The sequence below is a fragment of the Paenibacillus sp. FSL P2-0322 genome, assembly GCF_037975315.1.
Classification (GTDB): Bacteria; Bacillota; Bacilli; order Paenibacillales; family Paenibacillaceae; genus Paenibacillus; species Paenibacillus polymyxa_B.
In genome coordinates this window covers 3,189,016-3,203,437 of record NZ_CP150243.1, presented here as the reverse complement: position 1 = coordinate 3,203,437, position 14,422 = coordinate 3,189,016, and the positions used below count along the sequence as shown (strand labels likewise).

Here is a 14,422-nt window from a genome sequence, read left to right as displayed (position 1 = left end):
CCATATCATATCTCCAGGGGCGGTTTCTTGTGCTGTTATTTAGAATCATCGGCTATGACAGCTTGTACGGGCTGCCTGTCACGAAGCAATGGTAACAATAGCATCGCTCCGACCAAAAACAAGCCGGCGCTCACGGTATATACGGTGTTCAGGGAGGATTCGTGTTTGAGTGTTCCGCCGATACTCATACCGACGACCATCATCCCAGAGAACAGGGGAGAGAGGGCACCACCGACGCGGCCGATAAAAGCAGCTTCGGCGTTTTTCATCATCATTGTGTTGATACCGATATGAATGCAAGGATAAAATAGGCCGCTGAAAACTTGTAGTGCCATGGTCAGCACAATATTGTGTGACCATCCGACACCAAAGGTTGTCAGTGTGCTGACCAAAAGTCCGGCCACCAGCAGCAATTGCGGCTGTGCTTTTTTGGCAACCCCCATAATCAGGCCGCCTCCCACCAGCATAGCCGCTCCGTTCGCCATTAACGGCCATTGCAGGAATTCCTTGTTTTGTCCAAGGTTCTCGATGGCGACAAAAACCATTAATGGTTGAATAAGTCCGACCGCCAGCCCAATTACGGTAAATGTTCCCCCAAGCGTGCGAAGTGTGCGGTTATTCCATACATAACGTATTCCTTCTTTAAGCTCTTGAATGAAATGAGTTGGTTGATCATCTATCTCAAGTGATTGTTCATCTTGTGGAATGCGAGTCAGAACAAGCGCCGAGATGAGAAACAATATTCCGGTTATAGACATTGAAGTGAAAATTCCAAAGTGTTGATAAATAAATGTACCGATAACAGGGCCGATAACCATAAATAATGCCATGAGAGATTGAAAAAGGGCCATCACTCCCTGTAGCTGTTCTGGTGCTACATGCTGCTTAAATATCTTCATCGCAGACGGCTGAGAAAATTGAGATAGAATGGCTGAAAAGAAAGTGGACAGCAAAAGCACCTGCCATGACCCGTACCATAATGCCAACAAAACAATAAAAATAGAGGCCGCGGATAGCAAATCGCAACTAATCATGGTCCGTTTGGGCCGCCAACGGTCCGCGAATGTTCCTCCAATGATAGCGAACAGAAAAATAGGCATGAATTCAGCAACCGAAATGAGCGATACGTATACGGGATCATTATTAGTCAAATCTGTTACATACAACAGTATGGCAAAGTTGCGCACCCAAATGCCCAAATTTAGCAGCGCATTGGAGGCGATAATGGTCCTTATATATGGATTTTTAAACAACAACAAACTCTCCTTTCCTGTTTTCAGGGCGCAAACCCCTTGAAATATCATTTTTATAAACAAAATATATTTTTGTCTATATAATAATAGATAATATAATAAATTAACTACTGATTAGTCAAATGTGTTTTGAAATCATGAAGAAAGTAGAGCATGGAAAATAAAGAGGTCAATGATCCTTAAGGACGTGAATTAGAATAGTGGTAAAAGTACTCACTTTAAACTTGTGAATTGGGAATGATAACTAAACGAAAAAAAGATCAACATAATAAGTATTATGTTAACTAAAATGTTTATCTAGTAATAGGGATCTGAATCCGATGTACCTTTTAAAATCATAGTGATATAATTACGCGTACATGCCTGAAAAGGAGCGAATGGAACGTAAATGAACTTTCAAGTAGATTTTTTATCTTTTTTTGTAATTCAGGTAGATGGAAAAGAAGGACAGGGTGGTAAGTCCTATAAGCATTACGCTACAATGGACGACTACGATTATGACGAAAGCGATGTTAAAAAATTTCTGGACGGGGAATTTGCTCGTATTAGCAAGCGTAAGGTTGAAAAAAACCCCAGCACAGAGCAGGCACCGACCAAAATCGGCCGCTTTATCGTCGAACCGGAGCATGAATTGAGCAGTAATCCGAATTTCAATATGTTCGCCCGACTGCGGGCAGCAGAGGATAAGGAAGATTTTAAAAATGCTTGTGACGATTTGGTGCGGATGTATCTGGATACGAGCGCAGTACGCGGCGGAGCGCTGATTATTGTACAGGCTACCTTGAATACACACTCGGATGATCCGTTTATTTTTGTGCTTAAATGTGATTTCGAACCTAAAATTGCCAGAATTACTGAAAGTAGTCTGGTGAGTGAGGTCGAAATGGCTATTTCTGCCCGTAATATGAAATCCATCATGTATCCTTACATGCTTGAGGAAGGGATGAACGATGAGTGGGAGCTTAAAATTCACCAGTCTTCGCATGCCCGGTATTTTGAAGATTTTTTGAAATTCGTGACCTATGAGCAATCCATGCCGGAAATCGTCAATGAGCATGTCATGGGCTTCGTTCAGAACTATGTAGAAACCAAATGGCCGGATGCATCTAATGAGGAAAGACAGCAGGAAGAGCGCGATCTGGAATTGTGGGCGGCTAGCGAAAAACGGGATCTGCAAGGGAAATGGGAACCCCTTCAGGTCGTAGAGGCTGCACAGCATATTGTCGAGCTGAAACCAGAAATTGAAGTTCGTTTCAAACTAGATGATACGGCCGTGCGTGGGCTACTGTCCGACTTTGGCGCCAAACTGCATATCACGAAACTTCATGATAGATATGCACTTATTATTGAAGGTGATGCATTTACGTTTGAAAAGGGATTTTCACCGATTGAGTTGCTCCAACCTGAATCGTTTGAAACGGTGGCTGAGCGGCTAAAAGAGAAACGCCAGCATGAAAATGAAGACGTGGATGGCGGTACGCCACCTTGGTAATTCGAATGCATAGCAGGACGACAAACTGAACTTTTACATTTATAATGACTAAAAAACTGGCCTCTCAACGGATATTACCGCTGTGGAGGCCAGTTTTGTTTAGTATTTATGTTCGCGATCTACATATGAACTTTGCTAATTTGATTCTTCAGCTTGTCCGCAGATTGAAGCAATCTTGCACGTTCCTCGTCATTGAGCGGAAGATCCAAAATTTCACGTACCCCATTGTGATCTACGATACTTGGAACACCTAAATATACGTCAGATACTCCGTTATAATCTTCCAGCAAGGTGGACACATTAAGTACCGACCCCTCGTCCCCGAGAATGGCGGCTACGATTCGGTCGAGAGCCAGCCCGATAGCATAAGAAGTTGCGCCTTTAGCATCTATAATTTCATAGGCAGCATTCTTGGTATTTTCAAAAATTTCATTTTTCGTTTCTTCACCCAGTTCCAGTGGAGTTCCAGCTACGTTGGCTGTGCTCCATACAGGTAACTCGGAGTCACCGTGTTCTCCAATAATATGGGCGTGGATGCTTCGTGGATCGATGCCCTTTTGCTTCCCGATCAAATAACGGAAGCGTGCGCTGTCCAGCAACGTACCTGACCCAATGACTCTGCTTGAAGGCCAACCACTGCGTTTCCAAGAGATGTAGGAGAGAATGTCCACTGGATTGGTAGCGATCAGCAAAATGCCATGTGTATTGACCTTGACGATATTATCAATAATACTTTCAAATATTTCGGCATTGCGCTTCAGCAAATCAATGCGCGTTTCTCCAGGCTTTTGTGAAGCACCTGCTGTAACAATAATGATATCTGCATCACGGCAGTCTTCATAATCACCTGCCCACACTTTGACACCACCGAGAAAGGGAAGCCCATGATTCATATCGAGCATTTCCCCCTTCGCCTTTTTGACGTTGACATCAATAAAGACAAGTTCTGACATGCGTTGGCGCAGCAGTAGGGTATAGCCGGTTGTTGTACCAACCGCTCCCATGCCGACAATGGCCACTCTACTTCGTTTGTAAGGTTTTAAGCTCATAAAATCCTCATCTCCTTCTCGGGTTGAATACCTTTTCATTTTGGGGTATTTCTTAAAAATTTATCTTTCCAACTTAGTGTACCGTATATATTTACCCACCGCAAAGAAATATGACATTTTTCCTTGACTTCAAAGACGAGCTCGCTAATAATTAATCGAATGATAAGAACACGCACTAAAGCGTTGCAGCACCGATATTGACGCATGAAATTATGGAAAGAGGATTCGGCATATGGACTTATTTCGAAAAAAAACAGGACTGCTCCCGCATGAGGAAAGCGGATCTACAGGTCACTTAAAGAGAACAATGGGTGCCTTTGATCTCACCATGCTAGGTGTAGGATGTATTATCGGTACTGGGATTTTTGTTATTACTGGCAAGGCAGCAGCAGAAAATGCAGGTCCTGGATTGATGCTCTCCTTTGTTATTGCAGGTATTGCCTGCGTACTAGCAGCCTTGTGTTATGCGGAGCTTTCATCTACAGTTCCCGCAGCTGGGAGCGCTTATGCGTATAGTTATATTGTATTTGGAGAAATTTTGGCCTGGGTACTGGGGTGGGACCTGATTCTGGAATACGGAGTGGCGGCCGCCTCTGTGAGTAGTGGATGGTCTGCTTACTTTCAAGGCTTGCTGGCTGGATTTGATGTACATTTACCGCTGGCTTTAACCGCAGCCTTCGATTCAACTAAGGGAACCATTATTGATCTACCAGCCGTGTGCATCATTATGCTCATTACACTGTTACTGAGTCTCGGAGCCAAGGAGACGGTCCGATTCAATTTAATAATGGTTTGTGTTAAAGTCGGAGTTGTATTGCTATTTATTGGGATCGGTATCTTTTATGTTAAGCCTGACAACTGGACACCATTTTTGCCTTATGGTTTTTCTGGTGTTTTGAGTGCTGCGGCAATCGTATTTTTTGCTTATCTGGGTTTTGATGCCATCTCAACTGCAGCCGAAGAGGTTCGCAATCCGCAGCGGAATATGCCCATCGGCATTATTTCTTCTCTAGCGATCTGCACGGTACTGTATATTGCGGTTTCAGTTGTACTAACTGGAATGGTACCTTATACGCAGTTGGGGGTAAGTGATCCTGTTGCGTTTGCTCTCCGCTTTATTCATCAGGATTTTGTTGCCGGATTGATTTCAGTCGGTGCGATTGCGGGGATGACCACCGTTTTACTGGTGCTGTTGTTTGGTCAAACGCGGTTAATTTTCTCTATGTCACGTGATGGCCTTTTACCCGTTTTTTTATCCAAAATAAATGCCAAAACTCAAACACCGATACGAAGCACTTGGCTGGTGGGCAGCATTATCGCATTGGCTAGTGGATTGTTTCCATTACATGCACTGACCAATTTGACGAGTATTGGAACCCTGTTCGCTTTTGCTGTGGTATCGGTAGGGGTTATCGTGCTGCGCAAGAAACGCCCTGATTTGAAAAGAGGCTTTACCGTGCCGTGGGTGCCGTTGCTCCCGCTTTTAAGTGCTTTGGTTTGCATCGGTCTGATGCTTCAGCTTCATATTAGCACCTGGATTGGATTCATTGTGTGGCTCCTGCTTGGATTGCTGATCTATTTCTTCTATGGATACCACAAAAGTTTGTTGAACCGTAAATCTTAATAAATTCTAGTATAAAAAAAGCCGGCATCCTGCACTTTTGTGAAGGGTCCGGTTTTTTTTGACATTACGCGAAAAGTGTCACATAGAGGCGTTTATGGTATAATTCTGTTTCAGATAAGCTTTTGGCACGTGATTACAGCATGCCATCGAGGGAGGATTTTTATATGAAACTGCGCTGGCGTGCGCTCTTAGGGGGAGTACTGCTACTGACGGGCATTCTACTGACTGCCTGTTCTGCTGAAGCCCCAGAAACGTTAACTAAACCTCCGATTGAGGAACCTGATGACCAGGGTCAGACGATTACTATTAATCCACCAGTGACTCCAAAGGTGGGCGATCCCAACGCCAAATATGTAGTTCAGACGCGAATAGCGGATTTTCATTTAATTGATAACAATAAAGGGTTAGTTTGGGGAGTTACCCATAATGAGCTCCGGCTTTATGATACTCATGATGGCGGAAAGACATGGAATAATATTTCCCCCTCCGAAAATGTCCAATTTCAAGACAAACTTGAATATGGAAAGGACATCAGTTTCACTGATTCTCGTCACGGTTGGGTTGTCCGTCAAAATTTGGACAAAACAGCAACCGTCATTCTGAGAACAGCAGATGGAGGACAGAGCTGGGATGTTTCAGCGCTTCCAAGCGGGGATCATGTGAGCTCGATTCAATATGTAAATCCAACTACTGGCTGGATCATGGCATATGTAAAACTGAATGAGCAGGATCAACAAAAACTGTTGTATCACACCACTGACGGGGGAGCCACGTGGAATAAAGTTGCGCAAAGTTCTGGTACGACATCCAACAAAACAGGCTCAGGTTTACCCGATCGGGGCAGTCTGGCAGGAATGAGCTTTTCTTCCAACAATCAGGGATTTGTAGCGATCAATCTGGATAGCAGTGTTAAGTTATACAAGACTTCGAATCAAGGGAAAACCTGGACTCCGGTAGCTAACAGAATACAAGGCTGCCCTCAGGCCAAAGCAGAAGCTCAGCAGTCTCTGAAAGGGAGCAGTTCCTCGTATTGGATTCCGGTTCTTTGCTATGGGGCTAACGGCACAAAATATAATGGACTGTTTACAAATGATACAGGGGCCCAATGGAGCGGTGTGCCTTTGGGTCTGAGTAGCAACATTAATTCTATTATCCCTGGACGTACGTTTCTAAACGAAAAGGAAGGGTGGATCATAACTGAAACCGGAATGAGCCGTACATTGGATGGGGGAAAGACGTGGACAAGTCTCACAGGCAACAAAGTGCTACCTTTGAAGCTAAAAGACTACCCACGTTCAGTCAAGCTCCGTTTCGCTTCTTCTTCGGTGGGTTGGCTCCTTTTGGAACGCCTTGATGACAAGAAATCACTGCTGCTGAAAACGACGGACGGCGGTGCGAACTGGAGAATTTTATAATCGCTATAAAGCTGATTGCCCTGGGGTGTTTTTCCCAGGGCGTTTTATTTTTAAAAAATTTAAATTTTATACGACTATATGTGAAAAAAATCACAAACCAACGAATAAGCCGCTGTTATACTAAACCTGTAAACAACGATAGGAGTGATAATCATGAGAGCGAATCAGGATCATATGTTAACCCAATACTACCTTCAATTTTGTTATACTTGCCAGGATGCCTATGGTTGCACGACTGAAGAGGACTGCAAGCAGTGTGCAGAGCGTTACGCTGAAGACGAAGATCATGAAGTTCTGAATGAAACACAACGTTATCTCCAGCTTGTACATGTGTAAATCGATGCATCATTCTGATATCGCCATATCTTGAGCCTCCCGGATTATTCCGTGGGGGCTCTTGGCGTTCTTGAGAGTTGCTATCAAATTTGGGCAGGAACATACATATACTGTTATAGAAAGCTTAGGTCAGGTCAGGATGCCCGGTAGTTTCCCTGTGGAATGCCTGGCGGAGAGGAGTGCGGTGCATGGGATTTGAGTCATTATGGATGTTCGATTGGCTGGGCACGGTACTGCCCGTATTTTTCGTTGTCGTGTTGGGAATTGTCGTGTTGTCTGCAGGCAGGGAAGTCATGGAATGGAGTCGGAATAAAAGACAGCCTGTATTGACGGTCGGTTCCCGAATTACAGCCAGAAGGACACATCTCCAACAGAGGCGGCAGGAGGAACAAGGGACTCGTACCTATACTTTCTATTACGTAACCTTCGAGGTGGAGAGTGGCGACCGGATGGAGTTCAAGGTATCTGGGGAAGAATATGGTCAATGCGCTGAAGGTGATGAGGGACGGCTTACTTTTCAGGGTACAAGGTATATCGGGTTTCAGCGTCTTAATCGCTATAGCTTGGAACAGGTTAAAATGTAGATTTCAGTCTAATGTTCTTGGATTCATTTACAGCCTTCTGCGAGAAATCAGGGTAGGGGGCTGTAGATGTTTCTTGTACAGCACATTTTGGTACATATATATTAGAACAGAGTAGTTCAGAGGAGGAATGATTTGTGTCATTTGAGGGACAAGTTGTTATTGTAACAGGAGCGGCGCATGGCATCGGGAAAGAGGTCGCTTTTGCCTACGCTGCTCAGGGTGCCCATGTTGTATTTGCGGACCACAATGAGGAAGAGGGTGCCGCAGCCGCTGCAGCAGCCCGGAACGAAGGCTATCAGGCCATTTTTATTCCTTGTGATGTGCGGAAGGAAGAAGATATAGTGGCGCTAATCCGTGCCACGGAAGAAGAATACGGTACGATTCATACGCTAATTAACAACGCTGGCGTGTCCAAATGGAAATCTCCATATGAGTTAACGATAGCAGAATGGGATGACATTTTGAATACAAACGTACGCAGCTGTTTTATTGCCACTAGGGAAGCGGCTAAGGTAATGAAACGAAACGTAGAAGGTGGCTCTGTGGTCAATATGACCTCTACACGAGCTTTCATGTCAGAGCCGGATACAGAAGCCTACGCGGCATCCAAAGGAGCCATTGCGGCCCTTACACACGCGATGGCTATGTCGCTAGGAAAGGACGGGATTCAGGTCAATTGCATCAGTCCGGGTGGATTGAAACCGGGGATTATGAGCAACTGCGTGCAGAAGACCATCAACAGCATCCGTCTGGGCGAGTAGGAACCCCTAAAGACATCGCACGGGCCTGTCTGTATTTGACACAACCTGGCAATGATTTTGTAACAGGCACGAATCTGGTAGTAGATGGTGGCATGACGCGCAAAATGATTTATGAGCCATAATAAAAGCCTAAATGAGTAGTCCCAGTCTTGGGGCTATTTTTTTGTTTTTCTGGACTGTCACCCATTGGGCATTTGTACCATACGATAGGGTATGTGATGGAGAAGCGAGGAGGGGACGCGGTGGCTGTAATCAAGACCAACTCAGAGGATGTAAGGACCCTCGCCCGACTGATGCGGGCTGAGGCCGAAGGCGAAGGAGAGCAGGGAATGCTCATGGTCGGTAATGTTGGGGTGAACCGGATTTTATCCAATTGCCTGGATTTCCAGGGCATACGTATGATGAATGACATGGTGTTTCAAAGCCCCGGCGGGTTTGAGGCTACTCAGAAGGGGTATTTTTATCAGAAAGCCCGTGATCGGGACATTCGACTTGCCCAGCGTGTAATCAATGGAGAGAAAATACGTCCGGCATCCAATTCATTATGGTTTTTCAGACCTGCCGGAGACTGCCCAGATACCTGGTATAGCCAGGTCAATACCGGACGTTTTAAAGCCCACTGCTTTTTTAGCCCGACTGTACAGGATTGTCCTAATGTATATTAGACAATTTACAGAATGGCTTGAAGAATTAAATTTAAACCATTTTAGGAGGAATTTACATGATTTCACAGCAAGCTTACCGTCCCGTATCTTATGCTTCCGGCAATGGGTATCCCGAATGGCCAAGAGGGATGACTCCAATCGGAACCATGCAGCCTATGACTGGCTTTCCACCTCAAGTAAGTAGTGGCAGCCCTATGACACCAACGGGTACCGTAGTGCAGGTTCAGACTCCGCAATACGAGCAATCATACATCGAAAATATTTTACGCTTGAACTTAGGAAAAACGGGAACTTTTTATATGACCTATGAAAATAACCGGGAATGGAATGCGAAAATATTCAAAGGCATTCTGGAAGCAGCAGGTCGGGACCACATTATTATTAGTGATCCGGCGACGGGCAAACGGACCATTCTACTAATGCTAAACCTGGACTATGCAACATTTGATGAGCCGTTGTTGTACCAATATCCCGGCGTCATCGGGAACCCGGGTGCATCCCCGGTTCGCTGATGCCTTCATATATATGAGTCTACATCCTCTGCCAGACGGCAGGGGATGTATTTTGTTTATAATCTTTCTCAAATATAGTAGCTTTCTTGATGGTAAGCGGCGAAAACGAGAGCTTTACAACCTAAATGATAGAGGAGCTGTTTTTTCTGACATTGCTTGTGGTTTGACTGTATAGAGTATAGTTATATAATTAAATATAAGCTGATGAATGATCTAATCATTTATGCGGAATATGGCTTTGGAAGCCGGAAGGAGTGAATGTGTTGGGAAGTTGACGCTGCTTATGATGTGTTATCGTTCTGTCTATGATGAAACTATCCGAAGGAGGTGCGCCTGTCTGCCGTAATGACGGCTGATGGGGAGCATATTGAGTGACCCTTTACCGAGTATGTTTAACTTATTTATTGTTTTTGCATTAGTACTATTGAATGGTTTTTTTGTATCTGCGGAATTTGCCATGGTGAAGGTCAGAGGCAGCCGTATTGAAACATTGGTGGAAGCGGGCAATAAAAAGGCCGTGTACGCCGCCAAAATGTTACACAACTTGGACGCTTATTTGTCTGCCTGCCAGTTGGGTATTACACTAGCATCGTTGGGACTAGGATGGATCGGAGAGCCGGCCATCGCACATTTGATCGAACCTGTATTTACAGCCGCCGGATTAGGAGCGGTATATGTGCACGGTACTGCCGTGGTTATTGCATTTATTGTCATTACGATTCTGCATATTGTCTTGGGTGAATTGGCGCCCAAAACGATAGCTATTCGTAAATCTGAGACCATTACGCTGTATTCAGCCATGCTGATGACTTGGTTTTACAAGTTGATGTATCCATTCATATGGGCGTTGAATGGAATGGCGAACAGCCTGCTGCGTTTATTCCGTCTGGAGCCGGTATCCGAGAATGACGATTCCGCGCATACCGGAGATGAAATACGCATTCTGATGAAAGAAAGCAATAAGAGCGGACTAATTGATAATACGGAATTGGCGCTTGTTGATAATATATTTGATTTTACCGACACGACCGCCAGGGAAATCATGATTCCGCGAACTGAGATGATCTGCTTATACAGTAATGAGTCCACAGAAGAAAATCTCGCGATTGCGACGGAAAGCATGAGAACCCGTTATCCAATCTGCGCCGAAGATAAGGACCATATTATCGGCTTTATCCATATTAAGGACCTTCTACGGGCGAACACACTGGATACCCGTACGATGATTCGACCGATTCTTGCTGTCCCTGAATCTACGCAAATTAGTGATCTGCTCAAACGTATGCAGCGTAGCAAGACGCAAATCGCAATTTTGATTGATGAATATGGCGGTACATCGGGTATGGTAACACTGGAAGATATTATGGAAGAAATCGTTGGTGAAATTCAGGATGAGTTCGATCAGGAGCGTCCAAGTTGTGAGCAGATTAATGACGAGGAATTTTCCATTGACGGCATGTTATTAATTGATGAAGTGAACGATCGCTTTGGACTGGATCTTGATCATGAGGATTATGATACGGTAGGGGGCTGGCTATACTCACATGTCGAGGTTATTCCCCCACTGCCTGGCCAGTCTGTAGTGTTTGAGGGATGTATGTTCACGGTAGAAGAAGTTGAAAACAAGCGGATTTCACGTATTCGGCTGATAAAACAGCCTATCATCGTGGAAGAAGCAGGAGTCTCATAACGGAATAAATCTAGAGAGCGACCTTGAACGATGTGGGGTCGCTTTTTAATTTGTCTCCTTTACAGAAAGGACATGAATTGATATGATGTTCGTGTAATTGTCAACCTTATTATAATTCTTTAGGTTGACAATAAAAAAGAATTTCTCTACGCTGAAAATCTTATCCATTTACATGATCATTAAATTTTGGGAGGCAAGAAGTATGAATTTACTAAACAAGGTTATAGAATGGGACTCGTTGGCTGAAAAAGCAATACACGGCAGCCGTGTATTGCTGGAAGAAGGCATAGCGGTACTGGAAGCCGACGATGAAGAATTATTACCGATTATGCAAGCTTCATTTCGGGTGCGGCATCATTTCTATGAAAAAAAAGTAAAGCTCAACATGATCATCAATGCCAAAAGTGGCCTATGCCCGGAGGATTGCGGTTATTGCTCACAATCTATCGTATCCACGGCGCCTGTGAGCAAGTACAGTATGTTGGACAAGGAATCACTGTTGGCTGGAGCTAGGGAAGCAGTAGCGCGGAGAGCAGGGACCTATTGCATCGTAGCTTCCGGCAAAGGTCCAACAGATCGAGAACTGGATCAGGTGATTGAGGCAGTACAAGAAATTAATCGCACGATGCCGCTCAAAATTTGCGCCTGCTTAGGGATTCTCAAGGGAGATCAGGCACGTCGGTTGGCAGAGGCTGGGGTACATCGATACAATCATAATTTAAATACAAGTAAGGCCAACTATCCCTCGATTACAACCACACATACATACGATCAACGCGTCGAAACTGTGAAAATGGCTCAATCTCACGGAATGTCTCCATGCTCTGGCGTTATTATCGGGATGGGGGAAACGAATGAGGAAATCGTTCAAATGGCTTATGCCTTACGGGAGTTAGATGCTGACTCTATTCCGGTTAACTTCTTGAATCCAGTCCCTGGAACCCCGTTGGAGGGAGCAAAGCGAATATCACCTATCCAAGCTTTGAAGGTGCTGGCACTGTTCCGCTTCATCTGTCCATCCAAAGAAATACGCGTTGCAGGTGGACGAGAGTTGAATTTACGCTCGTTACAACCGCTATGCCTGTATGCAGCGAATTCAATTTTTGTAGGAGATTATTTAACGACAGAAGGCCAAGAGGTCACATTTGATCATCAAATGATTGAAGATCTTGGTTTCGAAATTGAGATGTGTGCCCTTTCAGCCGTATAATAGAAATTGTACAAACTTGGAAGGGAGAGTTAAACGATGAGCGAAAAAGTATTTATTAGTCCAGGTAAATATGTGCAAGGGAAAAATGTGATTGATAAAGCTGGTGAGTATGTTAAGCCATTTGGTCATACTGCCTTGGTTATTGCGGACAAGCTGGTTTGGGAGATTGCAGCCGACCGCGTGGTAAAAAGTCTGGAACAGACTGATATTACGGCGGTTAAAATTGAGTTTCAAGGGGAAGCATCCAAAAATGAAGTCAACCGTATTGCGGATCAGGGACGAAGCGCCCAGGTCGACATTGTCATTGGTGTAGGTGGTGGTAAAACGCTGGATACTGCCAAAGCCGTTAATGAACTACTCGGTTCCTCGGTTGTGATTATTCCAACAACCGCTTCTACAGATGCACCCACCAGTGCACTATCCGTTTTGTACACCGATGAGGGTGCATTTGATACCTATTCCTTTTTCAGTAAAAATCCTAGCTTGATTTTGGTGGACACGAAAGTCATTTCTCAAGCACCGCCTTTGTTCCTCTCCTCAGGCATTGCAGATGCTATGGCGACGTGGATTGAAGCCCGTGCGGTCATTGAAGCTCGCGCAACGACAATGGCTGGTGGTTTGCCAACCTTGGCGGCAGAAGCCATTGCGTCCAAGTGTGAGGAAGTTCTTTTCGATTACGGACTGCAGGCTTACGAATCCGTGAAACGCAAAGTCGTCACACCTGCGCTTGAAGCGGTAGTGGAAGCCAATACGTTGCTAAGCGGTTTGGGCTTTGAAAGCGGCGGTTTGGCAGGCGCACATGCGATTCACAATGGTTTTACCGTTCTGGAAGGAGACATTCATCACCTGACACATGGTCAGAAGGTAGCTTTTGGCACCTTAGTCCAGCTTGCCTTGGAAAAAAGACCTTTGTCCGAGGTGGAGCGGTATATTGACTTTTATCTAAAACTCGATCTGCCTGTCACGCTGGAAGACATTAAGCTCCAGGAAGCTTCCCGAGAGGATTTGTACCGGGTAGCTCAGGCTGCTACCAAAGAAGGCGAAACTGCTCACAATCTACCATTTGCTGTCACAGCGGATGATGTGCTTGATGCGATTTTAGCGGCTGACCAGTATTCACTTGCCTACAAGGCTAAAATTGGATATAGAAACTAACCCCATACGAAATAAAGTAGAATCAAAGGTCGCTGATCAGCGGCCTTTTTCCCATTATTTAACTTGCAGCTTATGTTATGATTTTTATGGTACATAATCAGGAAATGCCGGGAGTATATTTATGGCTCCCCTAAAATTTGAGAGGGGTTTAGCGATGGCAAAATGGAATGTAGAAGATCAAGGTACTCAATATAGTATTGAGTACAAGCGTAGCTTAACTGGCGGAAAAATTATTGTAAATGGAAGCGAGCAGAAGGTTAAAAGCCAGAACGCATTTTTGAACTTGATTGATTTTCCAATTAGATTGAAAGAAAAAGCTGTAAATGTTGTTGTCATTGGCAACAAAGCAGATTTAGCCGTGGACGGTGTGTATCTTGGGTCCAATCAACCTTATGTTCCTGTGAGTAAAGTTCCCGGCTGGAGTTGGGCTTTTGTCGTGGTCAGTTTAGTTATAGGATGGCTATTTGCTGGCATCTTTGGTCTGTGTTTGGGGATATTAGGCAGTATGTTTTATGTGAAATCATCTTTATCCATGCATCAAACCACCAATCGAAGAGTTGTAAATTGTCTTATTGTCTTTTTCATCATCAGCGTGATACAAATTGTTTTTGGAATTGCAGCGAATTCTTGGATTAACACGTTGTAAAATAGATCTAACATAGCCTATAGGATGAAG

15 protein-coding genes are annotated in these 14,422 nt (G+C 44.6%); 13 read left to right on the top strand and 2 right to left on the bottom strand.

Translation table 11 applies throughout. The features are described from left to right. Window positions 1–35 precede the first annotated feature (35 nt). Window positions 36–1,253, bottom strand: a complete 1,218-nt coding sequence (locus MKY24_RS13850) for an MFS transporter (RefSeq protein WP_028541653.1) — start codon at window positions 1,251–1,253, stop codon at window positions 36–38. A gap of 388 nt (window positions 1,254–1,641) precedes the next feature. Here MKY24_RS13850 and MKY24_RS13845 point away from each other — a divergent pair, with 388 nt between their 5' ends. Then, on the top strand, window positions 1,642–2,745 hold the full coding sequence (locus MKY24_RS13845; RefSeq protein ID WP_023988891.1) for a DUF3900 domain-containing protein: 1,104 nt from the start codon (window positions 1,642–1,644) through the stop codon (window positions 2,743–2,745). Window positions 2,746–2,864: 119 nt separating this feature from the next. On the opposite strand, the gene MKY24_RS13840 is transcribed toward MKY24_RS13845, so the two are convergent. Then, window positions 2,865–3,794 carry an L-lactate dehydrogenase gene (locus MKY24_RS13840; protein ID WP_023988890.1) on the bottom strand — a complete coding sequence of 310 codons (930 nt, stop codon included), beginning with the start codon at window positions 3,792–3,794 and terminating at the stop codon, window positions 2,865–2,867. A gap of 232 nt (window positions 3,795–4,026) precedes the next feature. Here MKY24_RS13840 and MKY24_RS13835 point away from each other — a divergent pair, with 232 nt between their 5' ends. The 12 genes from MKY24_RS13835 (at window position 4,027) to MKY24_RS13780 (ending at window position 14,392) form a co-directional block, all read left to right on the top strand. Next, window positions 4,027–5,418 carry an amino acid permease gene (locus MKY24_RS13835; RefSeq protein WP_023988889.1) on the top strand — a complete coding sequence of 464 codons (1,392 nt, stop codon included), beginning with the start codon at window positions 4,027–4,029 and terminating at the stop codon, window positions 5,416–5,418. 164 nt (window positions 5,419–5,582) lie between these two features. Further along, window positions 5,583–6,833, top strand: coding sequence for a YCF48-related protein (locus MKY24_RS13830; protein WP_023988888.1), 1,251 nt, complete (start codon window positions 5,583–5,585; stop codon window positions 6,831–6,833). Between the two features lie 153 nt (window positions 6,834–6,986). Further along, a complete protein-coding gene (locus MKY24_RS13825; protein ID WP_023988887.1) occupies window positions 6,987–7,169 on the top strand; it encodes a hypothetical protein in 183 nt (60 codons plus the stop codon). A gap of 188 nt (window positions 7,170–7,357) precedes the next feature. Further along, window positions 7,358–7,753, top strand: coding sequence for a DUF2500 domain-containing protein (locus MKY24_RS13820; protein WP_013371386.1), 396 nt, complete (start codon window positions 7,358–7,360; stop codon window positions 7,751–7,753). Window positions 7,754–7,887: 134 nt separating this feature from the next. Further along, entirely contained in the window at window positions 7,888–8,514 is a 627-nt protein-coding gene (locus MKY24_RS13815; RefSeq protein ID WP_339200206.1) for an SDR family NAD(P)-dependent oxidoreductase, read from the top strand. Next, window positions 8,430–8,636 (top strand): SDR family oxidoreductase, encoded by a 207-nt coding sequence (locus tag MKY24_RS13810; RefSeq protein WP_339202421.1) that lies wholly within the window; start codon window positions 8,430–8,432, stop codon window positions 8,634–8,636. The genes MKY24_RS13815 and MKY24_RS13810 overlap by 85 nt, the downstream gene beginning before the upstream one ends. 120 nt (window positions 8,637–8,756) lie before the next feature. Continuing rightward, on the top strand, window positions 8,757–9,179 hold the full coding sequence (locus MKY24_RS13805; protein ID WP_023988885.1) for a cell wall hydrolase: 423 nt from the start codon (window positions 8,757–8,759) through the stop codon (window positions 9,177–9,179). 56 nt (window positions 9,180–9,235) lie between these two features. Then, window positions 9,236–9,691, top strand: coding sequence for a spore coat protein GerQ (gene gerQ / locus MKY24_RS13800; protein WP_023988884.1), 456 nt, complete (start codon window positions 9,236–9,238; stop codon window positions 9,689–9,691). A gap of 388 nt (window positions 9,692–10,079) precedes the next feature. Further along, entirely contained in the window at window positions 10,080–11,381 is a 1,302-nt protein-coding gene (locus MKY24_RS13795) for a hemolysin family protein (protein WP_339200205.1), read from the top strand. Between the two features lie 202 nt (window positions 11,382–11,583). Next, complete coding sequence (gene bioB, locus MKY24_RS13790; RefSeq protein WP_053325552.1) at window positions 11,584–12,591, top strand: biotin synthase BioB; 1,008 nt, start codon at window positions 11,584–11,586, stop codon at window positions 12,589–12,591. 36 nt (window positions 12,592–12,627) lie between these two features. Further along, entirely contained in the window at window positions 12,628–13,746 is a 1,119-nt protein-coding gene (locus MKY24_RS13785; RefSeq protein WP_076295094.1) for a glycerol dehydrogenase, read from the top strand. A gap of 154 nt (window positions 13,747–13,900) precedes the next feature. Further along, the gene (locus MKY24_RS13780) at window positions 13,901–14,392 is read left to right on the top strand and encodes a hypothetical protein (protein WP_023988880.1); all 492 of its coding nucleotides are present in this window, start codon (window positions 13,901–13,903) and stop codon (window positions 14,390–14,392) included. Window positions 14,393–14,422: the final 30 nt, after the last annotated feature.